Here is a 26,803-nt window from a genome sequence, read left to right as displayed (position 1 = left end):
TTCAGTTGTTTTTCTATTTTTATAAAAGTAGGAACACAACAATTTTGAGATCAGGTATGACGACGAAAACTTCAACAATCCCAGCTTCACAACACGATACTTCATGGCAGAAAAAAGCTATTTTAAGTGTCGCTTTCTTAATGGCTACCACCTCTGTTGGCCCTGGATTCTTAATCCAAACCTCTGTTTTTACCAATATGTATCAAATCGACATGGCCTTTCCGGTTTTTGCTTCGATCTTTATCACTTTCGGTATCGTGATGAACCTTTGGCGCATCGTTGGTGTTTCGGGATTACGAATTCAAGATATTGCGAATAAAGTTATCCCGGGAATGGGATACGTTGTCGGGATATTACTGGCTTTAGGTGCGGTTGCATTTAACTTTGGTAATGTCAGTGGTGCAGCGCTGGGGTTAAATGTGTTAACCGGGGTTGATACCATTTGGGGCTCGCTTTTCACGGGTATTGTCGGTTGTTTACTGTTTGTTGTTCATAATGCATCGAAACGAATGGACCAAATGGCACGCTACCTTGGACTCTTACTGATAACATTGATTGCTTATGTCGCGATGACAAATCTTCCCCCAATGGGAGAAACATTAACGGCAGCAGTGTTACCCTCAGATATTGGGAATTTATTACTACCAACACTCACCATTGTCGGCGGTGCTGTTGGTGGATATTATACCGGCGCACAACGCTTAGTTGATATCAAATTAAGTGGTAACGAAAATATCTCTACAGTCAAACAAGCAGCATGGGCTGGAATCTCCATTGCTGTTGTTATTCGTATCTTACTATTTTTAGCGGTTTTTGGTGTTATCTCTACAGGCGCAGTGTTAGATAGTTCGAATCCAGCTGCCGATGCTTTCCGTCAAGGTGCGGGTGAAACAGGTTACTTTATCTTTGGTTTAGTGTTATTCGTTGCTTCAATTACATCGGTTGTGGGCAACTCTTACATGGCGATATCACTGATTAAAACCTTATTCCCGATTGTTGCTCGCAATGAAAAAGCATGGTGTGTCGGGTTTATTATCGTGACGACCTTAGGGACTGTCACAATGAATATGCCAATCTTATTATTAATGTTAGCAGGTCTTGTAAACAGTATTATCCTTCCTGTCGTATTAGGAACAATATTGGCTGCCACTCGTCGTAAAGATATTATTGGTGATTATAAACATCCTGTCTATCTAACGGTTATCGGTGGATTGATTGTCGCTGTTATGGCCATTGCTAGCTTCACGAATATTGGGAACTTTATTGGTAAGTTTATCGGGTAACGACCAGTATTAAGTGGTGATGTTCGGTTATTCATCATCACGACATTCTATATATACCTAAAATAATTGGCGTTGCTAGTCGGCGGCAAGTGAGTGAGGCCCCATGAGTATAGGTGTACTATGATTGGGGCGAACGAATACAGCCAACAACCTAGCGACTTCAAGTATGAAGGGTATAATAAGGCCTTGCTGAAAACTCTTCATTTTTTGTGAGTATTTAGCAAGGCTTATCCATTTAATAGATTAAATCAAACCTTCTGCCACCAGCCAATCTAAAACGGCTAATGTGGCTAATGAACAAACGTCTCTATCATCTACGCCTAAATATTTCAATTCTGCGATCTCTGATGCTGGTTTTAATTCACCACTATATTTTGAGAAATACGCGGTAATTTGAACGTCAACGCCTGAACTTTTACCGTCAGCTTGCGCTAAAAATGTCGATGCTGGCGTTATCGTTTCTGGTATTAATTGAACAGAAAGTTCTTCATCAATTTCACGAAGTAATGCTTGTTGGTCACTTTCGCCCACTTCACGCTTGCCACCTGGAATATAAAATAACTCTTTTCCATGTGAACGAACACAAAGTAGTTTCCCTTGTTGAATATCAATCCAACCTAATTTATCAATTATTTTATTCATCATGACCTCCACTGAACCAAATTTTTGTTTTTTGAACTAAATACAGAGAATTGAAGAATCTAACAATTTTATCGATTCTTTGCATTTTTTATTAACCTCAGCAGAAAAAATCCTAAAAAAATCCCCTTCAATACAACAATAAAGCAAAAAAGCAAAAAACAGACTTAACGTAAATTTAGATCTAAAACTTAGAACCTCTTATGGTATGAAGGCTCAAGAACTATTATCTAAGTTAGATTAAAAACACCATCGAATAATCTAACTTTTATAAAAGAAGAATACCAGCTTGACCATTGCGACAATTTGTCGGCAATGTTATTCGTGTAATATATAATAACTAAGGTGACTAATTATGGCTATTAGTGTCAGACTTGATGAAAACTTTGTCAATCAAGCTAAACTTCCTGACATTTTGTTAGCCGTCGTTGAAGATGAAATCGAAAGGATCATAGAGAATCCAGAGATTGGAGAGCTAAAAAAGGCGAATGATCTTATCCTCTATAACTACTTGGTCAGATGCATGAAAGAGTTAGCAAAAGCTGAACCAGATATTGATGCACTTCTACCTTGGAATTTCAAACATTGACAAATTGCCTCGTGGGTTCATGGGGCGCATACCGTCAATTTCCCCTGAAGGCTTCCTACATAGCTTTACCCTACTTCCCATCTTATTTATTCGTGATGTTCAATTCGAACATAAATGAATATTCAAAACAAGCTTGGGTAAAAATGAAGACGAACTGAATGATATTGAGGCGATATCAGCTAACTAACCGATTGATAAATATGGCATTAGCTCATTTAACGATTAGCTAAAGCAATAGTTTCATTTTGCTTTTTTGTTGCAGCCATAATGACTTTTTTGTAGACCTTTTTCTTCTCTGTTGAAGATGCTTGTTTTACAAAGCGCGATAATGGAGAAGATTGTACTTTAGTGATTTCAACATTTTTCATAATATTACAACTCCTCATTATTTAACAATATGTTGTAACTCTTCCATGATATAAGGTGGATCAAGATACGGTTTCAAGCTACTAATATTAGCATGATAGGTACGTGTTTTTCCATCACCAGGAGATCCATACATAAATACAGATACAGGTTCATTTTCAGGAAGATAAATTGACTGATCTGTTAGTCTTCGACAAATTGCAGTTCGATTTTTCTTTGCGAATGTTATCGCTTCTTCTTCAATTTGCTCGTCACTTTTATCCGACATTACTTTTAGACCTTGATACCGTATATAAGGTAAGATTAACGATTAACGATTAACGATTAAATTAACATGTTTCATAATAAGGTATCAAGGTGATTTAATTTATGAATCAATACTTTCTGAAAGGTTAAGTGCATCTTCTAATTCTACACCAAGATACCGAATTGTATTGTCCTCAGCGATACCGTTATTTAGTTGAAAGCCAGTAACACCTATCTTTTTATTTGTTGTAAGTTCAGTAATAGTAAGACATAGCCAGTGTTCAGAAGTGTTTTTCCAAGTAGGGATCCTTGATTCAAAGCGGTCTTTTATCTCTAAGTTAGTTGGCTCATTTTTAGTCTTTCAGTGAGTATTTCCATGAGAAGCTCCGTTTCATAGTCCCTTTCTAAACAATATGTAACACTAAAATATTTATACATGTTAAACAAGCTTACTGTTCACCATTCAATAAACACCTTACTAATCACTAACACGCTTTTGTCCATTTCCTTTTTAGTTAGATGAGTCAATAACGGACAGTTAGCTTAATTAATTTTAAAGAAAATAAAAGAAAATAAAAGGACACACACCAAATAAGCATCAGGATTAATCCATATTTAAAAAGTTATTGATAGTAGTTGTTCATGACAGCATAAGCACACACATCAATATAGTATGAGTAGGTAAGAGATTCTATTTTGGATTCGATCCACTCTCTGCAGTGCTCATGGTTTTTTTGAGTGAGAGGATCTTCACCACATAAAAAACTGTGACGCACAGCGTGAGACACAGCGGTAATAGGGCGTAGCATCAATTAAAAAATCAGATTGCGAGTGAGAGCACCATAATAGTGAAACCAGTCAAACATCATACTTTTGGTGTGTGTCCTAAAATGATATTTCATTTGCGCAAGCAAAAAAACACCTTAAATAAGGTGTTTTTGAGGGGTTAAATATATAAGGTTATCTCTATGCAGGACTTTTAGGCGCTATAACCACGATAATTCCTTCAAGAGACATAACTTCAATGACCGTACCTTTCGGTATGTCAATTTCCGTGCGAGCACTCCACTCACTACCATCTAAAGTAATTCGTGTCGTGCCTGCGGTAATATCTTTATCAAGCACAGTAGTTTTGCCGATTAACCGTTTCGTGCGTTGGTTTAATGTCGTTTCTTGTTCTGATTGTTGATCTTTTCGATTTTGATAACGCCACCAGACTATTGTTGTGAGGAGAGACAATAGCCCAAACAATATCCATTGGCTTTGCCAATATAACGGAAAAAATATCATAATGATTCCGACGATAAGCGCAGCACAACCAGACCACAATGTATAACCAGAAGAGCCTAGCATTTCTGCGCCAATCAGGATGAATCCTAAAATGAACCAATGCCATAAATTAATTTGCGAAAGCAAATCTATCATTCACTTTTCTCATTAGTTGATTTAAACATCTCGGAAATACCGGCAATCGATCCCATCAGTGCACTGGCTTCTAACGGCAACATAATTATTTTACCATTCTCTGCGGTACCAATAGACTCTAGCGCTTTGGTATAACCTTGAGCAATAAAGTAATTTACTGCTTGCATATCACCGTCACTAATCGCTTTAGAAACCATCGTTGTTGCTTCTGCTTCTGCTTGCGCTTGTCGCTCTCTCGCTTCTGCAAGTAGAATCGCGGCTTGTTTTTCACCTTCTGCTTTTAATACTTCTGATTCTTTGTGCCCTTGAGCGCGTAGTACTTGAGCTAGTTTCACACCTTCTGCTTCTAAAATCTCTGCTCGTTTATTACGCTCTGCTTTCATTTGAGCGTTCATCGCTTCGACCAATTCCTTTGGCGGTTGAACATCTTTTATTTCAATACGAGTAACTTTTACGCCCCAACCATTCGTAGCTTGATCCACAACCATCAGAAGCTTTGAGTTAATTTCATCACGCTTACTTAGCATTTCATCCAGTTCCATTGAGCCCAATACTGTTCTGATATTTGTCAGCGTTAAATTTCTAATTGCGTGATCTAAATCATTCACTTCATATGCGGATTTAGCTGCATCAATCACTTGAATAAAGCAGACTGCATCAATTTTTACATTAGCATTATCTTTTGAAATTATTTCTTGTAGTGGAATGTCTAAGACTCGCTCCATCATATTAACTTTCTGACCAATAACTTCAATGAACGGGATGATAATATTGATCCCTGGACTTAATGTTTTGGTATAACGTCCAAAACGCTCTATTGTCCATTGTTCTCCCTGCTTTACTGTTTTAACGGCTGCTAAGATAAAAATCACAACCACTACGACAAATAATCCTATCGCTATCACACCGCTTAATGCATCCGACATACAATGATTCCTTTATTCTTCGATCTGGAGATTGGTGCTCTCTATTTATAATTTGAGTGAAAAACACAATCTCGTATAGTTATTTCGCAAAAGTAACACGTATGAAGCTGCTACGTCTTAATTCATGTTTAATAATGAGATTCAGACGATACTTTATTGTCTAGCCACAACGATTACTTCCTTATTTTAAGGTTTGGTGCAGCCCCTCTTGTCTACATATTGTAGTGGTTCAATAATTCTGGCCACTGATATAAAGTTTCTTCCATCGCTTTGGTTAGGCAGCCTAGTTTTGACTCATATCATTCGCAACTCAGAAATGTCCAGTTATGAGTTAGCTGATTCCTTTACTGGCTAACACACATTTCTTCCCCGTTGCTTGTTAGTACCAGAGAGCGGATGTGCTAGCCCAAACTAGCTCGTAGATCTGCAATGGTGATGAAAAGTTTGTTTTCAGCGTCTTAAAATGTTTGAGATCCATAGCGTTTATAGCATTGCTTTACACTGTCTTTAGCATCAACGATAACAACTGGAAATGCAACGCTATCACTAGCAGCTCATCGCTTTTTGAGTGCGTCGAAACGTTTACTCGTATAATAAAAAAAGCACTTAATCATACCTAAAGGCTAGTAAAGGTATAAGAAAAGTGCCCTGTGTTAATAAGTTAATAATTGCAACAAGGATGTTTATTTCTGATAGAAAAAGTCATTTACCGCTTGCTCTAATTCAACGGGGTATTGTTGTTTAGGGAATGCTAATGCATAAGGTTGGTGCTCAACAAAATATGTCTCCCCTTCTACCACCATTTTATAGGTAAACATTTCGTTAGTGGCTTCGGTGACAATACGTTGACCACCAAACAGTTTACGAACGACGTCACCATTTTCATTCAACTCGACACTAAACTCACCATGAACGAAACCTTTTGGATCGGATCCTTCGATTGTTGCTTCAATATTTGATGCGATATTTTCATTAAATGTGCCTTTATGGTGATCTGACATAAAGATAAACATAAACTTACCATCTCGATATTGTGCAGAGCTAATGGTGCCATTGGCGATATCAGTATCGATATAATTTACTGAAGTATCCATTTCACCATCAACTTCTTTATAAACAGCCGTAGTTGCCCAAGGTGCATTTAACGTTAACGCTTCATATGCGGTATCTGAAGCATCTAATTGGTGCTGATAAAATGTATTTACCGTTGTTGCTAACTCAACAGGGTAGCTTTGCTCTGGGAAAGATTCGGCATAAGGCTTATGTTCAACATAATAGGTATTGCCATTACTGTGCTGAAAAGTATAACCAAACTCGTCACTGTCAGCTTTAGTGACAACTCGATCTATGACAGCGGAAGTATTAAATGACGGATTACTTAAGCGACGAATTAATTGATCATCATTGTTATACATGATCTCAAAGTTACCAAAACTAAAACCTGATGGTGCAGCATTGTTGGTATAAACATTTTCGATAGAAGCCGTTAACTGACTGGTATTAAATTCACCACTATTATGATCAGCCATGCCAATAAACATAAACGTACCATCTCGATATTGTGCAGAACTGATGGTTCCATTTGAAATCGTTGCATCATCGATAAAATCAACACTACGGTCAACTTTACTACCCACGACTTGATAAACAGAGGTCGTTGCCCATGGAGAGTTTGCTTCTAAAACATTATTTGTCGCAAGCTTTTCAGACTCTGTGGTTTTACAACCAACTAGCGCAATAACCGAACCTAACATAACGAATTTAATTGTATTGTTCATTGAATAACTTCCCTGCTGCTATACTTTCTTATTAATAGATATCCGATATGTATTATCGATACCTTAAAAGGTAAGTATATTTTTGTTGTGATTAAAAATGAGGCACAAAATATATTCCGTGCTGACGTTGTAAATACAATAGCGTAAGGGTAACGCTAGAAACAATAGGGCGAGGATGGTTGTAATGAAAATGTAATCTTATTGTAATTAATGGCTACACTTGCCTTTCGCCAACGAGCAAACTCAATGATTTAGGTGTATAAAAAATGAAACCCTATGCATTTAATAAGCACTTTTTCGCTATATGCTTCTTAGTTGAAGTATAAAATAAAACAAACATCTCTATTTATGTGATCAGTGTTGTACATATTTTCATCGTTTAGGCGTAATCTTTAAAAGACAAACTAAATTTTTAATCATCAGGAATAATTTCAATAGTGAGGTTCGATCATGAAATACCGACATATTTTAGTCGCAATCGATCTTAATGACGAAAGTAACTTATTAATTGATAGAGCAAAGTATTTAGCGAAAGAACTCAAGGCAGATATCTCTTTAATCCATGTAGATGCAAGCCATGGTAAGTTATATCACGATCTTTACGATCTTAATGATCCGGAAGTAGAGCCACCATTAAACAAGGAGATGCTTGACCATTTACAACCTTTTATTGATCACTGTGAGCAACCAGTTAAACATATATTTGTTGGAACGGGCATGTTAAGTGACACTTTTGTCAATGGTATTATTGCAAGTGAAGTGGACTTATTAATCTGTGGGCACCATCATGATTTATTTAGTCGATTTATCTCTTACTCAAAAGACATTATTGATAAATCACCGATTGATATTTTAGTGATTCCTATCATCAATTAATATTTATACCCAAAATAATTGAAGTTGCTAGAAGGCGGCAAACAAGTGAGGTCTCATGAATATAGAGGTATGAGGCGAACAAGTACAGCCAACAACCTAGCGACTTCAAGTATGAAAGGTATCATATGCACACGGGTCATCATTTTACTTGTGGGCATCAATAATACAATTGTAAATAAACTGCATGAGCTATTAACAATTAATGTGAATTGACACATACCGATTAGTTATTCGAACAACTTATATACAACCGTGAAATATAAGCTTTCATTATTTGGTAGTCTCTTCTCTAGCTGGCTTGTAAGAGATTGACCATAGCACGCCGATGCATATCTCCTTAAATAGAACATGCAGATTAGTTAAGTAACTGAATAAAAAAAATTTAAAAATATCGCTCTTATTTTTAGTCAATAATATTCAATTTCCACACTTGTTTCTCTGCCTTCTTAATATAAAGTATACCTCGTTGACAAGGACATCAACTCAAGGAAAAAAGCTAGGAAAGCTTAGGAACAACATGGAAGTAAAGCTTATGGTTGAGCTTGTAGACATTAGGGAAATCAAGGACCACCAGGACTGTGTTTGCTAAAGGATATTAGCGCAGTGTGGATAGGATATTCATACTAACAAGGACGGTTGAACTCTTTATCTAGATTGATAAAGTCATGAGATGGATATCAAGGACCACCAGGACGGTGTTTGCTAAAGGATATTAGCGCAGTGTGGATAGGATATTCATACTAACAAGGATGGTTGAGTTCTCTATCTGGATTGATAGAACGGCGAAATGGATCGCCAGTCAATGATTGACTGAATTAACATGGAAAGTACACGGAAGATAAAAACTCATCAGGATGATGAATAAATAGATAACGCCAGGAAGCAACAAATAATAATCGGATATAAAATCACCGGGAAGTGATTAACTAATTATGGATTGATTAACAAAAATTTATTAATGTCATCGACTTGATGATTAAGGCACTAAGTGAAAGCTTAGTGCCTTTTTTTCATTCAATATTGGTAAAACGAATAAATAGTGAGACAATATAAAAAATTATTATGGATGTAATTAGGATCAACAATGAAACGGCTTTTACTAACAACAACACTTCTCGCGACTCTTAGCTCAGGTGTTTCTGCTGCAAACTTTGAATTAACTGTTTTGGGTTCCAAAGGTGGAATTGAAGATGGCAATTTAACCTCTTTTCTACTTCGTTCTGAAATGGATAAAAACTACGTCACTTTAGATGCCGGTACCATTATTAACGGGCTGAATGTTGCCAATAAACAAGGAGCATTCGATCATGTAGACGTTCCTAATAACAGTGAATACGGCAAAGTTGGCTATATCCTTCGAGAAAAAATCAAAGGGTATGTTATCACTCATAGTCACTTAGATCATATTAGTGGTTTAATTATTGCATCACCTGAAGACACCAAAAAGAACATTTATGGTTCAGAGAAAACCAACAAGGCGATTGCTGATACCTACTTTAACTGGACAGCTTGGCCTAACTTCGGCAATACTGGCAAAGGATATAAGATTGGTCAGTATCAATATGTTAATGTTGATGGCAGCACTCCAATATCGATTGCTGAGACGTCATTGAATATCAGTTCATTAGCTGTCAATCATCCTGCTCCCTCTTCTGCTTTTTTTATCACTGATAATGAAAATACAATTGCATTTTTTGGTGACACTGGACCAGATAAAGTAGAAAAAACAGAATCACTTAAAAAAGTTTGGACTCAATTAGCGCCGATTCAAAAATCAAGTAAATTAAATGGTTTAGTTATTGAAGTTTCCTTTGCTAACGCAACACCAGACAAAGCCCTATTTGGTCATCTAACACCAAATTGGTTAATCACTGAACTAAAACGTTTCGAGCAACTTTCTGGCGGCAAAGGAAGTTTGAAAGGTTTAAAAATCGTCATCAGCCACATTAAATATGGTTTAAAAAAAGGTGAGGATCCAAAAGCGATAATCAAAAAACAATTAGATGAACTGAATGATCTTGGTGTTGAATTTATTATTCCAACTCAAGGGGAACAATACAGATTGTAAGTCACCTCTAGTCAATATTCCTAGAGTGATTATTGTTGCGAATAAGCGACGAAAAATGAAGCCCCATGAGTATAGATTCTCTATATGATTGGGGCGAATGAATATAGCCAACAACCGAGCAATTTCCATTCACTTTATGTATATCTTGTTTTAATTCAATATACTTTCCATCATTTTATTAAAAATCACATCCACTTTTCATAAAATTTCTCAAAGCTCACATATACTTTTAGAAGAGATCAATAAAATCTCCTTCCTGTTGAAAGGGCAGATTTCTAAAAAATTATTTTGATAAATGGATAACCTATTAATAATAATGAAAAAACATGATCAATATAAAGTAGACAATTGGATTTTTGATCCAAATGAAAACAAAATTATCGTTGAAGGTGAAGAGTTCTTTATTGACAATCGCCTATCTAAGCTATTGCTATTTCTAATTAAAAATGAGGGTGTTATCTATAGCCGTGATCAAATCATCAATAAGGTTTGGCAAGGTGCTATCTTAACAGATCAAGTGGTTACTCAATCTATTTTTGAATTGAGAAAACAGCTGAAGCAGGTCAGCACAGAAAACAAAAGTTATATTAAAACTATATCTAAAAAAGGTTACAAATTCGAAGGGGAAGTCGACGTTGTTAGTGGGCAAAATTCCACATTAAAGAACACTAAATTAGTAAAAAACTTACCTGCAGAAGTCTTGTCCAACAATAGTAATGTTGCAGTAAAATATTCACCTTCTCCCTCTAATAAGAAATGGAAAATATATAAAAGTTTACCTCTTTTTCTTTTAGTTTCCGCGATCATTTTTGGGTTTGCTCTTTTTGGCTATGATGAGTATAAACAGCAAACTACCCCAGAAGAACAATACACCTTAAACCCCTATTTAATCGAAGTTCACTTTGATGAAAATATTGGACAGTACGAGCTCCAACGAGGGATTGTTGAGTTAATACTTAGAAATCTAAGAAAGAATACCCAACACTATTATATCTCTGCAGAGATTAATAATAATGCCGCTCAGCGCATCAATATCACGATTAATGGTGAAACGTCATTTAAGCTTAAATTTATTGATAAAGTATCAAAAACGACCAAGCTTGATCGTACATATACCATCAATTCTATTGATATTTCAAGTACGTCAATACAAGTATCAGCAGATTTAGCCAAACTATTTAATATAAACAATAACAAGAGGTTGTTAACGCCTTGGGTATATAATAACAAAGAACTAAGCTTAATTGTTCAAACTTATGGCAGGATCGTTTCTGGCCATTTTGATCAATTAATAGATACAAGAAATGAGATAAAACAACAAATTAGATTGGGAAATGACACTGATACTTTAGTCTCTTTAGATTATATGTTGGGTATTTTAGACCTCTACATGGGGGAAAATACTAAACATAAAGAGAGTATTGAAGAATTAAATAAATACTTTGAATCGTATGATTTTGATGCGGATACATTTGAGACTAACGTTGCCGCAAATGAAGCTCTCGCTGTCTATTATTTAACAAAACAAAATGCTGATGGAGCACTGATTGCTTTAAGAAAGCATAACCATTATCAACGTTCATTAATGAGTACGATTTTACTTGGTAAAGCCTATGAGATGAAAGGAAAAAAAGTAGTGCTGCAACTCTTTATTATGAAGCGCTTTATAGCCACTTAAATCCATTAAGTATTATGTTGATTGAGTCACTACTGTTTAAATCAGATATAGAAGAAGTAAAAGCAAAATTTTATTATAAATAATGTTTTTATTTTTTCACCCTGTTCTTCTATCTCTGCCCCTAGTTTTTCTTTTTCATTAAATTAATGAATATTTCTCTTATATAACTAAAATAATTGGAGTTGCTAGTAGGCAGCAAGTGAGGCCCCATGAGTGTAGGTGTACTACATGATTGGGGAAAACGAGTGCAGCCAACAACCTAGCGACTTCAAGGATGAAGTATATACGGCGATTGATTTGGGTCTCTCACCAATGACCTGATCTTATAAGTTAGATAAAAAATGTTTACAATCAGTCAGTTAATAACTTCCAGCTAAACTAAGATGACACTACGCCTCTACAGCAGCAATATTATTAAATAAACGATTTTTAAGCATCGACTTCACCAATTTCTTGATAAAAAGATTCTCCCCTTGAATATAACCTTTTAACGTCTCAAGCAGATGTACTTCTTCTGAAATCAAAATATATTGGCAGCTTGCAGCGACAAATTCATGATCATTATCTAGTAAATGATTGATTTCGTTTTTGTGATTTGGGAACTCTTTGATGAGAGACTGTAATTCGTTAAACATATATGTACCTACCAATAAATTTTATAAGAATAAGTTAAAAGCGAATAAAGAAAGATTCGACAAAAAAGTAAAAATTAAGCCGCAATAGCATTGATATTATTAAATAAACGGTTTTTCAGCATCGACTTCACCAATTTCTTGATAAAAAGATTCTCTCCTTGAATATAGCCTTTCAGTGTCTCAAGAAGATGTACTTCTTCTGAAATTAAAATATATTGGTAGCTTGCTGCGACAAACTCTTGATCATTATCTAATAAATGATTGATTTCGTTTTTGTGATTTGGGAATTCTTTTACTAATGACTGAACTTCATTAAACATACTATTTACCTTCGGATGAATTTTAATTAAACGGTTAAAAACTAATATTGCTTATAAATACCCTCAGTTGGGTATAAGGCGAATGAACTAATATAAGCCCAAACCAATAAAACAAACTGCAATTAGACTGATAGGTGCTAATAGTACGGGTAAAAGTGATTGTAAAAGTGTGTTTTCTATATCAGCTTTACCTATCAGAGCGTTACGATTAAATATATCTAAATCATAATCATATTTACTATGACTTGATGAGAGCACCTTATAGGCTAACGTTGCTTCGTTTAACTCTTCTAATGTAATTGAACTAGGAGTCTTTGTATTCTGTCTAACAATATTTTTATAAGACTTTCGAATCTCATTAATCGAGCTACTTGGGGAGATACCAAGTACATCGTAATATGTTCTTTCAATCATTATCTACTTCTCAACCTTAACAATAATAATTAAGTAGTGAATCGTTAATCGCTCTATAAAAGGGCGTCTTCGTTTCGATGAGTGCATATTAGATATTTGTGTCTAGTTAGGCATAAACTAATGAAAAAAAATCGATGAAAAAACACTGAACAAAAATAATTTGATAAAAAATTTATAAAATAAGAGCAATATAAAAAATAAATACAATAATTACAGTGAGATATAGGGGATACACAAAACCCAACTTAAGAGCAAACAAAGATAAATTTTATAAATAAAATAGATTAAAAACTCATTTTATCTCTTTATTTTACTAAAATAACGTGAATAAAATATAAAGTATTCATCAAGTCGATAAGGATTGCATAAATTTTGGAACAACTTTGCGGAGTGTGGTTTTTTTTACCCAATAAAGGCTGAACTTTTACCTTGTCCAGCCTATTTTTTAGAAATTAATATCAATCAAATAAATTCAATAATGTTTGAGAAAGCATAAAATAATTCGTTCCCGTTTTTGCTTCAACAAAATCAAGTAACCGATCATAGTTACCTAACTCGTCAGCATAGATCATTTGCTTTAATGATAATTGAATCACTTCGGGCTCTGAACAAAAGCCAATAAACATCGTGCCATGTTCAAGTGCATTTCCATATGGTCGATTTTGTCTCAGTATTTTCTGTTCAACTCCATCAATAAAAACTTTGCTTTTATTATTATGAGCCCAAGCCGGTTTATCATTTTCATTGAGTTCTATATCGTCAAATTTTGTTCTGCCTATCACTTTTTCTTGGTAGGCAACAGATTGTGATACCCAATTTCTCTCTTTTGTTACGTACCGTTGTACCGTTAAATAACTTCCACCGACATGAACTTTTCTTTCATCTTTCACTAATATAGATTCTAAACGTAGTTCAGATGTTGGATTCTCACTTCCATCGACAAAATCGACCATATCTCGGTTATCCAAATAACGGAATCCTTGAATATCTTCGACCAAGGTAGAAAAATTCCCAAATACTTTGAAAATATATTTCGCTAATTGAAAATTCAGATCTATTCGATCTGATTTAATCATAAAGAAGAGATCTCCATCAGTTGCAGGAAATGATCTCGACCCCTCTTCCATTGCAGTAAAAGAAGCTAATTTAACTGGTTTATATATATTTGGTAGTACAATATTCCAACCATGATTAGAGACTCCAATACTGACAGTCAAATTTGCGGTGAGATCTTTTTGTGAAATAGAGCGTTCAAACATAGCTACTTGATTAAGTGCTTTTTGAATAATCGTACAATCGGTTCCCCGATGAATCATAAATGTTAAGTATTCAACAAATTTATTGGCATCAGAAACAACACCAGGTTGCGCTAAAGCTTTTATATTATCTATCATTATTTTCTTTCTATGTTCAAAGGTTTAAAGGTTTAAGTTAATGTAAACACTGTTTTTTGACTGTTAGCCATTCATTATTTAGAGACGACAACCATAGCTGGGCGTATTAATAGTCCATTTAATAAGAACCCTTTTTGTAACACAGAGATAATTTTATTTGGTAATTCATCAATGGTTTGACAACGCTGTGTTGAAACCGCTTGATGAAAATTAGGATCAAAAGTCATCATTTCTGGATTAATAACTGTCAATCCATGCTTTTCTGCAATACTAATTAATAGCTTGTAAGTCATTTTCAAACCTGACGTCACATTTGCTACGTTGTCACATTTTTCTTGTTTCTCTTCAGCTTCGATTGCTAACTCTAAACTATCAAATACAGGAATAAGATCTTCAGAGAACTTATCAATTGCATAACTTTTTGCTTTATCGGCAGAAGTAAGTGCTCTTCTTTTGCTATTTTCAGCATCCGCTCTTACACGTAATAATTGCTCATGACTCTCTTTTAATGCTAACTGTAACTCTTCTATTTGTTCTTTTAATGACAAAGATTTATCATTACCTTTCACCATCAACTCTTCTTCATTAATTAAATCATTGCTATTTTTATGGTTATTCATTATTAATCCTATCTTTATTCAATGTTTGTTATTTATTTAATAAATCTTGTAGTTGGGTGATTAAGGCTTTTTGCTCTTCAGTCTCTAGCTTAGGTATTGAGATATTAATCTCTACATAAAGATCCCCGAACTGCCCTTCTTTTGTTGCTATACCTTTATTTTTTAATTTGAATTTTTTGCCATTTTGGGTAGTAGACGGAATTTTCAGCTTATAATTTTTATCTAATAAACTGATATTTATCTCTCCACCCAAAACAGCAGTAAACATATCAATCGTCTTTTTATAGGTTAAATCATCACCGTTACGACTCAATGTCGCATCATCATCAACGGTAATATGTATAATTAAATCACCTGATTGACCTTGATTGAAACCCGGTTCGCCTTTGCCTGCATAGCGAATTTTTCCACCCGATTTTATTCCCTTCGGGATTTTAACTTTAATCGTTTTATTTTGATTATTAATTGGAATATTAATGACTTTCGTTGCACCTTGCAGTGAATCCAAAAGATATATATGAAGATTAAATTCTAAGTTTGAACCTTTTTGTTGCTGTTGACGGGAGTTTTGTCGATCGAATCCATGACCAAATAAATCTGAGAAATCAAACTGACTAAAACCATTTGCAGAATTATGATGCTGTTGTCGAAATCCTTGTGATTGATACTCTCTTCTTTGACGATGATTTGAACTTCCTTCTTCACCGTACAAGTCATATTCTCTTCTCTTTTCTTCATCATAAAGAGTTTCATATGCTAATTTTATATCTTTAAACTTTTCTTCTGCTTGGGGATTATTGGGATTTTTATCTGGGTGATATTGATTAGCAAGTTTTTTGTATGCTTTTTTTATCTGTTTTTTTGTGCTTGTTTTAGTCAGACCTAAAAGAGCATAATAGTCTTTAGCCATGTGTGAGTTAGCCTTTATTTACAATATAACTAATAGTGCAAATGAATAATAAAGAAAAACAAAATAATGTTCATTGGAATTAATATAAATGGGAGTGTTAAATATTTAAATCGAATACAAACACGTCTTTTTTATTAACTATTTCATTATTAATATCCCTATCATATTTCATTTTAGTTTCATGACAGGAGAGAACATCATAAGCTAAAATTATTTCATTAAATTCCTGGTAAGATAATTTCCCACTTATTTTGCTATTCTTATTAATTAATTGCTTAAAAGAAAGATGAATATCATCAATAGAACTATCGTGGTTAATACCTAATATTTCATAATGTGTTTTATCAATCATAATCAGACCTGAATTAGGTATTCAAGTAGGCTTGCAATACGATCTATACCTTTCATACTTGAAGATACTAGACTGTCGACTGGGCTTATTTATCCCAATGAAATATTTCACCTATACTCAAGGGAATCATTCACTTATCGCTTACTAGCAACTCCAAATATTTTAGGTATAAACCGAGTTGTCGCTTTAATTAAATTTCATCTAACTATTTTCTTTCGTCTTCCACTTCTTCAAACTCTGCATCAACAACATCATCATCTGACGAATTTGATTTTTCTGAAGTTGCATCTGTCGTTTTATTTTCAGATGCAGTTTTTAGTATTTGAGCAGCAGAAAGTAACGCTTGAAGTTTACTTTCAATCTCATCTTTTACATCGCTATTTTTTACATCCTCTAAGGACTTAATCGCTGTTTCAACGTTTGATTTATCTTCTGCTGAAATAGTCCCTTCAAGCTCGGCTAATTCTTTATTTGTTGTGTGGATTAAATGATCAGCTTGATTTCGTAATGCGGTAATTTCTTCAAATACTTTATCTGCATCTTTATTTAATTCAGCCTCTTGTACCATTTTTTCGATATCAGACTGATTTAAACCACTTGATGCTTGAATCGTGATTTTTTGTTCTTTACCTGTCTGCTTATCTTTAGCTGAGACATTCAAAATACCATCGGCATCTAAATCAAATGTAACTTCAACTTGAGGCATTCCTCGAGGTGCAGGCTCAATACCTTCTAGATTAAATTGACCCAATGAATTATTCAATTTCGCTTGCTTACGTTCACCTTGAAGTACATGGATAGTCACCGCATTTTGGTTATCTTCAGCCGTTGAAAAGACTTCGTTTGCACGAGTTGGAATCGTTGTATTCTTATCGACTAACGTTGTCATCACCCCGCCCATTGTCTCAATACCAAGAGATAAAGGGGTAACATCTAATAATAAAACATCTTTAATATCGCCCGCTAATACCGCACCTTGAATAGCGGCACCTAGTGCAACAGCTTCATCAGGATTAACATCATGACGTAGATCTTTACCAAAGAAAGCTTTAACTTTTTCTTGAACTAATGGCATACGCGTTTGCCCACCAACCAGAATCACTTCTGAAATATCTGAAGGTGAAAGATCTGCATCTTTTAATGCAGTCTTTAATGGTTTCAATGACTGTTCAACCAATGATTCTACCAATGCCTCAAGCTTTGCACGAGTAAGGCGAATATTCATATGCTTAGGCCCTGTAGCATCGGCTGTCACATAAGGTAAGTTGATATCTGTCTGCTGGGCTGAAGAGAGTTCAATTTTTGCTTTTTCTGCCGCTTCTTTAACACGCTGCATCGCTAACGAGTCATTACGCAGGTCAAACCCTTCATCTTTTTTAAAAGTGTCAACTAAGTGGTTAATCAAGACATTATCAAAATCTTCACCACCAAGGTGAGTATCACCATTTGTAGCTAATACTTCGTAGGTTTTTTCACCTTCAATTTCATCAATCTCGATAATAGAAATATCGAATGTACCGCCACCCAAATCATAAACAGCAATCGTGCTATCTTTTTTATTTTTATCTAAACCATAAGCAAGTGCAGCGGCTGTTGGTTCATTAATAATACGTTTAATTTCTAATCCAGCAATTTTTCCGGCATCTTTTGTTGCTTGACGCTGAGCATCATTGAAATAAGCCGGAACAGTAACAACAGCAGCTGTCACTTTTTCACCTAGATAATCTTCCGCTGTCTTTTTCATTTTCTTTAAAACTTCAGCAGAAACCTGTGGCGGCGCCATTTTTTTACTTTGCGCTTCGACCCAAGCATCACCGTTATCTGCTTCAACGATGTTATAAGGCATGATTTGAATATCACGCTGAACTTCTTCATCAGAAAAACGACGACCAATTAAACGTTTAATCGCAAATAGCGTATTTTTTGGATTTGTAATCGCTTGACGCCTAGCGGGCTGTCCTACCAAAATCTCTTGTTCTGTATAACCAATAATAGAAGGTGTTGTACGCTCACCCTCTGCATTTTCAATAACGATTGGAGTATCACCATCAACAACTGCAACACATGAGTTTGTTGTACCTAAATCAATACCAATAATTCTACTCATTACTTTCTCTATATTTTTTAATTTTTAAATAGTTTTATTCTTTTAGTGCATGATTGAAGGTCCATTTAAATCACATATTATTTCAATACCACAATAAATAAATTTTTGTAGGTATTTTAGTTACATTGAAACAAGTCAAATATAATCAACACGACTAAAAGTGCTCATAAGATAAATCATTCATTCAAATAACTTTAATGTTATTAAAAATTACTTATTCATACCAATTTTTACATCCATATTTAACTGATGTTTAGCCAGCATTTTATGTAATAAAGAACCGTTCTTTCTTGTTATTTCTAGCTCTTTTAGTTTATTTAATTCTCGGCCTTTGATACTTCCTAATCCTAGAAATAAAATTTCAGCATCAATATAATCATTTCCATTGGCAATTTTAGAAAAACTTGGGTATAAATTAGCGTTTTCATACATTGCTTTGCAAAGTGTATGCTCTAAAATATTTTTCGTTGAAAAATTCTCTCTGTGATTAATATTCTCATGAATAAAAAAGGCGTTCTTAATGTTTGATTGTGATAGATCTCGATAATATTTAGCTAATTCACTATCACCTTCACGTTCGACAATATTTGCAAAGATCTGATTTTGAACATGTGATATTGCTTCCATCTGGAAGGATTTATTTAAATTGTCTTCCGTTAAATCATAAGTAACACAACTCATTACTTCAGAACAACAGCTTAATTCACCACCACCATGATTTTTTATTTCTACTTTATTACCACACTTTTTGCATAAATATGTTTCAAAATTGAACATCGTCACTTCCTCTTTAATCATTTATTTGATGTAAGTCGACAATCAAATAAAGATAATTTGATCATTGACTCTCTTGAAGAAAACATCAATGACAAGAGTAAATGAAAAATCCACTTTATTATCGGCATTGGCTCGGAGTTGAGCTTTAAATTGTCGATGAAAAGATGGTAGGACTAAAATGTCATTTCAACATAAAATATCAAAAAAATATTGATGAAAAAGTCATGACAATGGAGAATTTTATAAAAATTTTATATAAATTGGTGGAAACTTACGCTAAAACAACATATTGAGTACAATGTTTATTTTTTTATTTAGTTAAATTAAATGGCGTGATTAATCGTTGCCCTGTCGTTCTACTTAATCAATAACGGATTTAAAGAAGAGTTCTTGATAGATAACTTGTGATCATATTAATTCAGAAGATCCGTATATGCTCAAGTCTTTTTGAAAATTAAACTTATTGTCGGCATCTCGCCCTTTATACCCAGAGTAGTTGGCGTGTTGTGGTAGGCAGCAGTGAATGAGGCCCCATGAGTATAGATGTACTATATGATTGGAGCGAGAGTGGCCAACAACCTAGCAACTTCAGGTAAGGCGGGGGATAAACCTCTACAACAGAAGCTTCATTTTTTGAATGTATGTGGATAACATCAATTAGATCGATTGCCTTGTTTATCAAAATGAATTGACGATTGTTTTTTTCCAGATTTATAAACAGACTTTGACTCCATATTACCGTTTTCATAAAACATAATGGCAATACCATCAAGCTGACCATTTTGGTATGTTACTTTTGATTTAATTGCACTGCCTTCATAATAGCTAACAATTTCTCCTTGTAATTCACCTTGCTTAAACAAGCCACGCTGTTGAATTGATCCACTTTCGAAAAATCGTGAATATTTACCATCCGGGACACCATTCTGGTACTGCCCTACTTCTTTAATGCTACCATTTTCATAATAACTTTTTATTTCTTCCGCGGATAAATTGAAACTAAATATCATGAAAAAAATGTCATAAAGACAGAGTGAAATAGTTTACATCTTGTATTTAATAGAATCGGCAACATAGGTATCCCCTCAAACAATATACATTCATTATAGTCCAAGATTTAATACAAATTATTCTTGCATAAACTATACTCAAAGCAATTGAAATGACCAATATACCCAAAGTACTTGGAGTTGCGAGTAGGCAAAAAATGAATGAGGCCCCATGAGTCAGGCGAAAAAAGACAGCTATGACTGTAGTAAACATAGCCTAACGACATCAAATAAGGCTATATACTTGATAGGCATCAACGGAGGTTCATGTCACGCAATATTTCTGAGAGGTAAATAGATGATTAATCAAAAATTATGTCAAATTCGGAAACGCGATATTCGAGCAAATCTATTAACGTTCCAGCAAATTGTTCATCAACCTCGATTTATCTGTAGTAGTTGTGCACGAGCCAGTGAATCTGAACGTAACCTATGCTCGCCCATCCTATTGAGTTCAAGAGATACGCCATCAGAATTAACACCACTTTCACCTTGCATTAATTTCCAACCTTGTCATGATTATCAACCAGAGTTTGATCTAAAAAAGAGTCAAACTAATACGGCATTCATACTTCAAGGAAAAGAGAAAAAAATGAAAGATTCCGAAAATAGCAGAGAAAAACTACTCAAAAAGAGAGCAAAACTAGTTAAAAAGTTAGAAACGATTGACCAACTATTAGCTCAAACTGAAAAACAACCTACAGCCGTTAATTTTGTTAATCCAGCTCCACTTTGGTCAGATGTCACAGTTTTAAATGGCACTGCAAATTTTGTAGAAGTCGCTGAGTCAGACCAAGATGCCGATATGCAAGGGCAAGTTCAACAGGTTTTTGCTCAAGCAGAAGAGATGTTAGCACTTGTCAATAGTAACAAATCTCATATTAGTGCTGTGACTATCTATATTACCGATTTTGCTAATATGGAAGTGTTAAATCAAGAGTGGCAAGCTTGGTTTCCTGAAGGCTGCTCTCCAAGCCGTGCATGCGTCAAAGTAGAATTAGCAAATCCCAAGCTTTTAGTTGAAATGGTATTTACGGCCTCTGCAGGTGTTTAACTATAGTTTATTTAAATAAGTAAAAAACTTAATTTATCATCAAAATATTTTAGTACCCAATTGATAAAACTAGATATTACAACTAAATTTAAACAGATAAAGAGAATGATACCAACTGTTTGTGTCATTCGTTTAAAGGGTATATGACAAATTTTTATGGTGATTAATGCATAACTTTAACGATTGGCGACTTTTCTGTTTAGTTGCCAAATTTGGCGGCTTTAATCAAGCTAGTCGTGAATTGAATATCCCTTCAGTCACTCTTAGTCGTCGAATAGCAAACTTAGAAAAAGAGATTCAGCTATCACTTTTTGTTCGACAGGGTGCAAAGTTAACGCTTACAGAGAGTGGCGAGCGTTATTATCATCAACTCCATCGCTATTTTGATTCACTCGAACAAAAGATCAATAATGTAAACGCTAACTTTCAAAAAATCAAAGGTTCAATTAAACTTCATATTCCTCGCCTTCTATATAGAACTTTACTCGAAGATAAAATTAACCACTTTATGCTGCAGTATCCATTAATCAAATTAAATATTGAGTTAAAAGATAGTCATAGTGATGAGCTTGATGAAAGCATTGATATCGCCATTATCTTTGGCGAGCCAAAATCGCAATCTTTAGTCGTCCGTAATATGGGTCAGATTAATCTTGTTACCGTTGCTTCCCCTTCTTTTATCAAAAAATACGATGCCGCAAAAGATATCTCAACATTAGTCGATCTTCCTTTTATCGCTTACCAAAGAGGAAGTGAACACCATTACCATCAAGGTGATAAAAACTTCACTTTAGAACCTAACAGTAAAGTTGCGGTACAAGATATCAGTTTTATTAAACTTTTTTTACTACAAAATATGGGGTTTGGTATTATTCCTGATTATAGCGTTGAACAAGAACTCGCAACTAACCAATTAGAATACCTTCACCCGAAATGGCAACTTGACCCTCTTCCAATCCATCTTTTATACAAGCATCGCAACAAAATCCCCAAAACCCATCGCTTATTTGTCGATTTTGTTTTGGATGTGGTCAACCAACGCTACAATTAACTTTATATTCACACTCCCTAACAATAGTGAAAGCGATCTATCCATTTTTGTGGGTAGATATGAATGTTTTAAATCGTTATATTACACTCAAGCAAACAAGATGAATAAGGTGGGAAACAAATGATAATTTCATTATTGTTTATATCTTTATCTATATATAGCGTAATAAGTATATTTTTATAACTTCTTTTATTACACATTTTTATAAAACTCACAAAGTAGAATTTATATTAAATCTCATTTAGCATTCTATTTAAATAGTGGAAATTATTTATGTCCGAAATTATATTTTTTGATGCCTATTATTTCCCAGGTATTTTACAGCTATTTATTCTCTCAATTGGAATATGGCTAATACTTAGAATGGCATACTTACCAATTGCAAAGAAATTCAATATTATTAATACCTCTCTCTGTGATCTATCTATTTATATCATTATTTTTACAACAATCCTTGAAATTAAGATGGCTGCAATATGAAACATTTTCGTTTAATTACTCCAATTTTATTGATTATTTCTGCCTTCTTAATGGGAAGCAGTGCCTGGAATATCTACATGAATAAACCATGGACGAGAAATGCTAAAATCCACTCAGAAATCATTAAGATAGCACCCAAGGTTTCAGGTGAGATTGTTAATATTCATGTTCATGACAATCAAAAAGTAAAAAAAGGTGACCTGTTATTCACAATCGAAGCATCTGATTATCAACACAATGTTGATGAACTAACAGCTAATGTAAATAAATTAAACTTCCAATTAAAACAGAATCAAAGTACTTATCAACGTGATTATAAGTTATTAACCGGCCACCTTGTACCAGAAGAGCAAGTAACCAATGAAGGCTATGTTGTTCAAGCAAGTAAGGCGGCTTTAAATAATGCTAAAGCAGAGCTTTCAATGGCAAACCTTAATTTATCACGTACTAAAATTTATGCTCCTGCAGATGGTTATATCACAAATTTAAACCAGCGTATTGGTAACTATATTAATGTAGGCGAAACATTTGTTGCACTAGTTGAAAAAAATACATTTTATGCGATGGGATATTTCTCAGAAGCTAAAATTAAAAACATTCATCAAGGTGATGTTGCACGAGTAACACTCTTCTCTTCTGATCAAAATATTATCGGTTCAGTACAAAGTATTGGGCGAGCAATTGAAGATCAAAGTGCAGATCTTTCTGGTCTGGTTCCAGATGTAGAGCCAACCGTTCCGTGGGTTCGAGTTGGTCAACGTGTTCCAGTTAGAATAAAGTTTACATCAGAAGAAATAGCAAACCACCGACTCATTTCAGGAACAACGGCGTCAATCAATATTGAGCATTAATATGAAAATCATTAAATATTGGACAGATCCTAAATCTAGCCTCTTTGCACTGCGTCTTTCATTGACGGTCATCGTCACTTGGTTGCTTTGCCTTAAACTGGATACTTGGGCCACCAGCGCAGCAATGATAACGGTTGCTGCGATCCAGTTTACAGGAGGTCATGGGACTAACTTAAAGAAGTCTTGTGCTCGTATAGTCGGAACTTTATCGGCATGTCTCTACATCCTATTAATTTCTGGAATAGGTTTAACCGATGCTTGGCTATTCAATTTTTTTCTTATTTTAGGTATCTCATTGAGTGCGGGTTTGGCGTCATTACAAAAAAACTTTGCAGCATATGGTGCGGGAGTTATTGGGCTTACCTTATCAATTGTCGGATTTCCTATTGCTTACTCACCAGACTTGACCACCGTTTTTCATCAGGTAGAAGCCAGAGCATGTGGGATCATCTTAGGTATTTTAGCCACTCAAGTAATCTCATTTATTCTTCCTTATGAAGATGAGATTCATCGTTTCAAGGTAATAAAAAAAACAACTTATCGTTTTATTAAAAATATTTTACTTGGTTCGAGCATATCTGAGAGCCAGAAAAAAATGGCTGAATACCTATTTTTTATCTGCCGTAATAAAAGCTTACCTTCAGATACTATTATTGGAAGCCAAGCGTCAATCAGAGATATTCAATTACAAAGTAGTTCATTCTTAACCTGTATTTCTATCGCAATTAATACTGTGATTTTAAAATACATGTTGTTAGAAAGTAAAAAAGATAATAATCACGTTGACTGGTCACTGTTTTTTGAGAAACTAGAATCAGGGGAAGAGGTGACTAAATTACTCGCACCTTTAGAAATTTCAGAACCTATCCAACAACAGGTCATCGAGAGTTATTTAGTTGAATTAAAAAAACAATTAACTTGGTTAAATATAAATACATTACAAGAAGAACCACCTCAATTCAAACAGCAAATTGAACAGATAAAAGAACAAGAACCAGATCTTATTTTTTGTTTAACAAATGCGGTGAGAACGCTGTTATTAATGTGTTTTATTTCATTTTTATGGACACAATTAGAGTGGCAAGGTGGGTTATATGCAATGATGACCGTAGGTCCTATGTGTTCAATTTACGCAGCGATGCCTGGTGTGAAAATGGCTAACAGTGCAACACTCCAAGCACAAATAACACTGGCAATTGTTGGAATTGGTATCAGTTATGGGATTATGCCTTTTAATGATCCGGTAATGTTTTTTCCATTTATGATGTTGTTTGTGTATATTTGCGCTTATCAATTTCATCATACTGCACCACCCATTAAATTATTTTGGATGTTTCTCCTCATCTTTTGGTCTTCGTATGTAAAGTTAGATAATGTACCGAGTTTTGATTTCCCTAGCTATTTAGATACTGCCTACTCAACTATTTTTTCAGTTATGGTTGCTATTGCTGGTTATATGGCCATCCCTGAAACAAGTAACGTGGATATTGCAAAACGCTTTTTGAAAAAGTCATTAAAAGAAGCCAAACGTTCACATAAAAATAACGGTCAATTCTCCATTGAAAACCAAAGGATCTTAACCATCTATCCAACCCTGTTCAATTCAGGAAATAGAAAACAGTTATACCAATTTATCTTTATTAAGTCTGCGGCTGATATACTAAACGAGGATCAATTAAGCGTAAAAGAGCAAGATGAATTAGAGCGTTATACTCGCCCTTTAATTGACCATAATGAGTTACTATTTAAACAGCAAAGCGCTAAATTAAATGGATTGATTCAAGAAAAGCTAACCCAATATAAAAACGAAAATAACAGATCAGCCTATGAACAGTGGTGGACGATTGCGCTTTATTTTCCAATGTTGACCGATTAAGTAATCAGTTCTCTTTCACTATATTCGAGCTTAAACCTTTCAATTTCAGTTAAAATAACTTCCTTGAGTAATTGTTGACAACGGGGAGTTATTTCTGCCTTTTTCGTTAACATATAGAGCGGCAAAGGTTGTAAATACCACTCAGGCAATATCTGTTCTACGACACCATCTTCAATCTCATCTCTTACTAACATATGAGGAATAACCGTAAAACCCAAATGAGATAACATGCTTTTTTTGATAGAAAAGGCATCATAAATATTAAGACGTTTATTTACGAACGAGACATTTATGGGCTCATTGGTCTTGCGATTCAACAGTTGATAGCGATCTAGCGTTGGGTCTTTTGATATAAAAGGTAAATTATGTAGATCATCCGGTTTGGTAATCTCTGACTGCTTTCTCAAAAATTCTTTTGTCGCGACAAGGGTTAAGTGATGCTCGGCAATCTCCTGATCATCAAAAAATGGTGAACTTTTTTTACTCATACTGATGATCAAGTCAAAATCAGTATTAATATCCTGATATTTATCATCATACATATTAATTTCAATTTGAATATGAGGATGCTGCTGAAGAAGTCGCTCAAATCCTCGTTGAAAGATAAGCTTATAAATTAACCGAGGAATGAGAACCTTAATAAAACCTTTAACGCCAGTAATCTCTTCTGAAATTTGATCAAATTCATTTTCAATCCTACCAAGAGTTTCTTGTAATTCTTGATAATAACTAAGCCCTTCATCCGTTAAAGTTAACCTGCTCGCATTACGATTAAACAGTAAACAGCCAGTTGTCTCTTCAAGGCTACTGACTCTGCGGCTAATTGTCGCGGTTGGGATAGCCAACTTTTCACTCGTTTTAGTAATGCTACACTCTTCAGCAACACGACAGAATAGATACCAATCATTTAAGTTATGCAAAACAGTTCTCCTTATTCTCTTTTCAGGATAGTTGATTTTTGCACTAAATTAGGGAAATGAAGATGAAAAGAGAGTATGAATCTATACCCAAAGTAATTGGCGTTGCTAGTAGGCGGCAA

The 26,803-nt window shown here is 34.5% G+C and carries 26 protein-coding genes and 2 pseudogenes; 9 read left to right on the top strand and 19 right to left on the bottom strand.

Annotation, left to right across the window (positions count from 1 at the left end; translation table 11 throughout):
* Positions 1-56 precede the first annotated feature (56 nt).
* On the top strand, positions 57-1,283 hold the full coding sequence (locus tag L0B53_RS03465) for an NRAMP family divalent metal transporter (RefSeq protein ID WP_235059085.1): 1,227 nt from the start codon (positions 57-59) through the stop codon (positions 1,281-1,283).
* A gap of 243 nt (positions 1,284-1,526) precedes the next feature.
* Here the strand turns inward: L0B53_RS03465 and L0B53_RS03460 are convergent, their stop codons facing one another.
* On the bottom strand, positions 1,527-1,925 hold the full coding sequence (locus L0B53_RS03460; protein WP_235059713.1) for an NUDIX domain-containing protein: 399 nt from the start codon (positions 1,923-1,925) through the stop codon (positions 1,527-1,529).
* Between the two features lie 352 nt (positions 1,926-2,277).
* Between L0B53_RS03460 and L0B53_RS03455 the strand changes: the two genes are divergently transcribed.
* Positions 2,278-2,511 (top strand): type II toxin-antitoxin system RelE/ParE family toxin, encoded by a 234-nt coding sequence (locus L0B53_RS03455; RefSeq protein WP_235059743.1) that lies wholly within the window; start codon positions 2,278-2,280, stop codon positions 2,509-2,511.
* Between the two features lie 215 nt (positions 2,512-2,726).
* On the opposite strand, the gene L0B53_RS03450 is transcribed toward L0B53_RS03455, so the two are convergent.
* The 7 genes and pseudogenes from L0B53_RS03450 to L0B53_RS03425 form a co-directional block, all read right to left on the bottom strand.
* Positions 2,727-2,879, bottom strand: coding sequence for a hypothetical protein (locus L0B53_RS03450; RefSeq protein WP_235059084.1), 153 nt, complete (start codon positions 2,877-2,879; stop codon positions 2,727-2,729).
* A 17-nt stretch (positions 2,880-2,896) separates the two neighbouring features.
* Positions 2,897-3,145: a zeta toxin family protein gene (locus tag L0B53_RS03445; RefSeq protein ID WP_235059083.1), complete on the bottom strand. Its 249-nt coding sequence runs from the start codon at positions 3,143-3,145 to the stop codon at positions 2,897-2,899.
* Positions 3,146-3,752: 607 nt separating this feature from the next.
* Positions 3,753-3,981: pseudogene (locus tag L0B53_RS19530) on the bottom strand (hypothetical protein); the annotation flags it as partial.
* Between the two features lie 108 nt (positions 3,982-4,089).
* Positions 4,090-4,476, bottom strand: coding sequence for an NfeD family protein (locus tag L0B53_RS03440; RefSeq protein WP_235059082.1), 387 nt, complete (start codon positions 4,474-4,476; stop codon positions 4,090-4,092).
* Between the two features lie 68 nt (positions 4,477-4,544).
* A complete protein-coding gene (locus L0B53_RS03435) occupies positions 4,545-5,474 on the bottom strand; it encodes an SPFH domain-containing protein (RefSeq protein WP_235059081.1) in 930 nt (309 codons plus the stop codon).
* A gap of 458 nt (positions 5,475-5,932) precedes the next feature.
* A pseudogene (locus L0B53_RS03430) lies at positions 5,933-6,049 on the bottom strand (N-acetyltransferase); the annotation flags it as partial.
* Between the two features lie 108 nt (positions 6,050-6,157).
* Entirely contained in the window at positions 6,158-7,252 is a 1,095-nt protein-coding gene (locus L0B53_RS03425) for a hypothetical protein (RefSeq protein ID WP_235059080.1), read from the bottom strand.
* Positions 7,253-7,702: 450 nt separating this feature from the next.
* On the opposite strand from L0B53_RS03425, the gene L0B53_RS03420 reads away from it, so the two are divergent.
* The 3 genes from L0B53_RS03420 (at position 7,703) to L0B53_RS03410 (ending at position 11,874) form a co-directional block, all read left to right on the top strand.
* Positions 7,703-8,128: a universal stress protein gene (locus L0B53_RS03420; RefSeq protein ID WP_235059079.1), complete on the top strand. Its 426-nt coding sequence runs from the start codon at positions 7,703-7,705 to the stop codon at positions 8,126-8,128.
* Between the two features lie 1,084 nt (positions 8,129-9,212).
* On the top strand, positions 9,213-10,196 hold the full coding sequence (locus L0B53_RS03415; protein WP_235059078.1) for an MBL fold metallo-hydrolase: 984 nt from the start codon (positions 9,213-9,215) through the stop codon (positions 10,194-10,196).
* A gap of 316 nt (positions 10,197-10,512) precedes the next feature.
* Positions 10,513-11,874: a winged helix-turn-helix domain-containing protein gene (locus L0B53_RS03410; RefSeq protein ID WP_235059077.1), complete on the top strand. Its 1,362-nt coding sequence runs from the start codon at positions 10,513-10,515 to the stop codon at positions 11,872-11,874.
* Positions 11,875-12,263: 389 nt separating this feature from the next.
* On the opposite strand, the gene L0B53_RS03405 is transcribed toward L0B53_RS03410, so the two are convergent.
* The 10 genes from L0B53_RS03405 to L0B53_RS03360 form a co-directional block, all read right to left on the bottom strand.
* Positions 12,264-12,509: a hypothetical protein gene (locus tag L0B53_RS03405; protein WP_235059076.1), complete on the bottom strand. Its 246-nt coding sequence runs from the start codon at positions 12,507-12,509 to the stop codon at positions 12,264-12,266.
* 74 nt (positions 12,510-12,583) lie between these two features.
* Positions 12,584-12,829 carry a hypothetical protein gene (locus L0B53_RS03400; RefSeq protein WP_235059075.1) on the bottom strand — a complete coding sequence of 82 codons (246 nt, stop codon included), beginning with the start codon at positions 12,827-12,829 and terminating at the stop codon, positions 12,584-12,586.
* Positions 12,830-12,916: 87 nt separating this feature from the next.
* On the bottom strand, positions 12,917-13,243 hold the full coding sequence (locus L0B53_RS03395; protein ID WP_235059074.1) for a J domain-containing protein: 327 nt from the start codon (positions 13,241-13,243) through the stop codon (positions 12,917-12,919).
* A gap of 458 nt (positions 13,244-13,701) precedes the next feature.
* On the bottom strand, positions 13,702-14,637 hold the full coding sequence (locus L0B53_RS03390) for a Dyp-type peroxidase (RefSeq protein ID WP_235059073.1): 936 nt from the start codon (positions 14,635-14,637) through the stop codon (positions 13,702-13,704).
* Positions 14,638-14,711: 74 nt separating this feature from the next.
* The gene (locus tag L0B53_RS03385) at positions 14,712-15,257 is read right to left on the bottom strand and encodes a nucleotide exchange factor GrpE (protein ID WP_235059072.1); all 546 of its coding nucleotides are present in this window, start codon (positions 15,255-15,257) and stop codon (positions 14,712-14,714) included.
* Between the two features lie 28 nt (positions 15,258-15,285).
* A complete protein-coding gene (locus tag L0B53_RS03380; protein WP_235059071.1) occupies positions 15,286-16,167 on the bottom strand; it encodes a DnaJ C-terminal domain-containing protein in 882 nt (293 codons plus the stop codon).
* A 97-nt stretch (positions 16,168-16,264) separates the two neighbouring features.
* Positions 16,265-16,519, bottom strand: coding sequence for a DnaJ domain-containing protein (locus L0B53_RS03375; protein ID WP_235059070.1), 255 nt, complete (start codon positions 16,517-16,519; stop codon positions 16,265-16,267).
* 205 nt (positions 16,520-16,724) lie between these two features.
* Positions 16,725-18,626 carry a molecular chaperone DnaK gene (gene dnaK / locus L0B53_RS03370; protein ID WP_235059069.1) on the bottom strand — a complete coding sequence of 634 codons (1,902 nt, stop codon included), beginning with the start codon at positions 18,624-18,626 and terminating at the stop codon, positions 16,725-16,727.
* A 210-nt stretch (positions 18,627-18,836) separates the two neighbouring features.
* Positions 18,837-19,403 (bottom strand): hypothetical protein, encoded by a 567-nt coding sequence (locus L0B53_RS03365; RefSeq protein WP_235059068.1) that lies wholly within the window; start codon positions 19,401-19,403, stop codon positions 18,837-18,839.
* 653 nt (positions 19,404-20,056) lie between these two features.
* Positions 20,057-20,413 carry a toxin-antitoxin system YwqK family antitoxin gene (locus L0B53_RS03360; RefSeq protein WP_235059067.1) on the bottom strand — a complete coding sequence of 119 codons (357 nt, stop codon included), beginning with the start codon at positions 20,411-20,413 and terminating at the stop codon, positions 20,057-20,059.
* 703 nt (positions 20,414-21,116) lie between these two features.
* Between L0B53_RS03360 and L0B53_RS03355 the strand changes: the two genes are divergently transcribed.
* From L0B53_RS03355 to L0B53_RS03340, 4 genes are all read left to right on the top strand, one after another.
* Positions 21,117-21,506, top strand: coding sequence for a RidA family protein (locus L0B53_RS03355; RefSeq protein WP_235059712.1), 390 nt, complete (start codon positions 21,117-21,119; stop codon positions 21,504-21,506).
* A gap of 166 nt (positions 21,507-21,672) precedes the next feature.
* Complete coding sequence (locus L0B53_RS03350; RefSeq protein WP_235059066.1) at positions 21,673-22,557, top strand: LysR family transcriptional regulator; 885 nt, start codon at positions 21,673-21,675, stop codon at positions 22,555-22,557.
* Between the two features lie 476 nt (positions 22,558-23,033).
* Positions 23,034-23,888 carry an HlyD family secretion protein gene (locus tag L0B53_RS03345; RefSeq protein ID WP_235059065.1) on the top strand — a complete coding sequence of 285 codons (855 nt, stop codon included), beginning with the start codon at positions 23,034-23,036 and terminating at the stop codon, positions 23,886-23,888.
* A 1-nt stretch (position 23,889) separates the two neighbouring features.
* A complete protein-coding gene (locus L0B53_RS03340; protein ID WP_235059064.1) occupies positions 23,890-25,764 on the top strand; it encodes an FUSC family protein in 1,875 nt (624 codons plus the stop codon).
* Here the strand turns inward: L0B53_RS03340 and L0B53_RS03335 are convergent.
* A complete protein-coding gene (locus L0B53_RS03335; RefSeq protein ID WP_235059063.1) occupies positions 25,761-26,684 on the bottom strand; it encodes a LysR family transcriptional regulator in 924 nt (307 codons plus the stop codon). The two genes, L0B53_RS03340 and L0B53_RS03335, sit on opposite strands and share 4 nt — an antisense overlap.
* Positions 26,685-26,803: the final 119 nt, after the last annotated feature.

It is taken from the genome of Vibrio sp. SS-MA-C1-2 (assembly GCF_021513135.1).
GTDB lineage: Bacteria > Pseudomonadota > Gammaproteobacteria > Enterobacterales > Vibrionaceae.
This window is presented reverse-complemented; position numbering and strand designations above follow the sequence as displayed.

What these genes read in the sequence shown, in the direction of transcription:
- L0B53_RS03340 (WP_235059064.1), top strand. Translation starts at nt 23,890, where the DNA reads ATGAAAATCATTAAATATTGGACAGATCCTAAATCTAGCCTCTTTGCA.
- L0B53_RS03350 (WP_235059066.1), top strand. Translation starts at nt 21,673, where the DNA reads ATGCATAACTTTAACGATTGGCGACTTTTCTGTTTAGTTGCCAAATTT.
- L0B53_RS03410 (WP_235059077.1), top strand. Translation starts at nt 10,513, where the DNA reads ATGAAAAAACATGATCAATATAAAGTAGACAATTGGATTTTTGATCCA.
- L0B53_RS03450 (WP_235059084.1), bottom strand. Translation starts at nt 2,879, where the DNA reads ATGAAAAATGTTGAAATCACTAAAGTACAATCTTCTCCATTATCGCGC.
- L0B53_RS03405 (WP_235059076.1), bottom strand. Translation starts at nt 12,509, where the DNA reads ATGTTTAACGAATTACAGTCTCTCATCAAAGAGTTCCCAAATCACAAA.
- L0B53_RS03455 (WP_235059743.1), top strand. Translation starts at nt 2,278, where the DNA reads ATGGCTATTAGTGTCAGACTTGATGAAAACTTTGTCAATCAAGCTAAA.
- L0B53_RS03395 (WP_235059074.1), bottom strand. Translation starts at nt 13,243, where the DNA reads ATGATTGAAAGAACATATTACGATGTACTTGGTATCTCCCCAAGTAGC.
- L0B53_RS03385 (WP_235059072.1), bottom strand. Translation starts at nt 15,257, where the DNA reads ATGAATAACCATAAAAATAGCAATGATTTAATTAATGAAGAAGAGTTG.
- L0B53_RS03440 (WP_235059082.1), bottom strand. Translation starts at nt 4,476, where the DNA reads ATGCTAGGCTCTTCTGGTTATACATTGTGGTCTGGTTGTGCTGCGCTT.
- L0B53_RS03345 (WP_235059065.1), top strand. Translation starts at nt 23,034, where the DNA reads ATGAAACATTTTCGTTTAATTACTCCAATTTTATTGATTATTTCTGCC.
- L0B53_RS03425 (WP_235059080.1), bottom strand. Translation starts at nt 7,252, where the DNA reads ATGAACAATACAATTAAATTCGTTATGTTAGGTTCGGTTATTGCGCTA.
- dnaK (WP_235059069.1), bottom strand. Translation starts at nt 18,626, where the DNA reads ATGAGTAGAATTATTGGTATTGATTTAGGTACAACAAACTCATGTGTT.
- L0B53_RS03380 (WP_235059071.1), bottom strand. Translation starts at nt 16,167, where the DNA reads ATGGCTAAAGACTATTATGCTCTTTTAGGTCTGACTAAAACAAGCACA.
- L0B53_RS03390 (WP_235059073.1), bottom strand. Translation starts at nt 14,637, where the DNA reads ATGATAGATAATATAAAAGCTTTAGCGCAACCTGGTGTTGTTTCTGAT.
- L0B53_RS03435 (WP_235059081.1), bottom strand. Translation starts at nt 5,474, where the DNA reads ATGTCGGATGCATTAAGCGGTGTGATAGCGATAGGATTATTTGTCGTA.
- L0B53_RS03415 (WP_235059078.1), top strand. Translation starts at nt 9,213, where the DNA reads ATGAAACGGCTTTTACTAACAACAACACTTCTCGCGACTCTTAGCTCA.
- L0B53_RS03445 (WP_235059083.1), bottom strand. Translation starts at nt 3,145, where the DNA reads ATGTCGGATAAAAGTGACGAGCAAATTGAAGAAGAAGCGATAACATTC.
- L0B53_RS03365 (WP_235059068.1), bottom strand. Translation starts at nt 19,403, where the DNA reads ATGTTCAATTTTGAAACATATTTATGCAAAAAGTGTGGTAATAAAGTA.
- L0B53_RS03375 (WP_235059070.1), bottom strand. Translation starts at nt 16,519, where the DNA reads ATGATTGATAAAACACATTATGAAATATTAGGTATTAACCACGATAGT.
- L0B53_RS03465 (WP_235059085.1), top strand. Translation starts at nt 57, where the DNA reads ATGACGACGAAAACTTCAACAATCCCAGCTTCACAACACGATACTTCA.
- L0B53_RS03400 (WP_235059075.1), bottom strand. Translation starts at nt 12,829, where the DNA reads ATGTTTAATGAAGTTCAGTCATTAGTAAAAGAATTCCCAAATCACAAA.
- L0B53_RS03460 (WP_235059713.1), bottom strand. Translation starts at nt 1,925, where the DNA reads ATGAATAAAATAATTGATAAATTAGGTTGGATTGATATTCAACAAGGG.
- L0B53_RS03360 (WP_235059067.1), bottom strand. Translation starts at nt 20,413, where the DNA reads ATGATATTTAGTTTCAATTTATCCGCGGAAGAAATAAAAAGTTATTAT.
- L0B53_RS03420 (WP_235059079.1), top strand. Translation starts at nt 7,703, where the DNA reads ATGAAATACCGACATATTTTAGTCGCAATCGATCTTAATGACGAAAGT.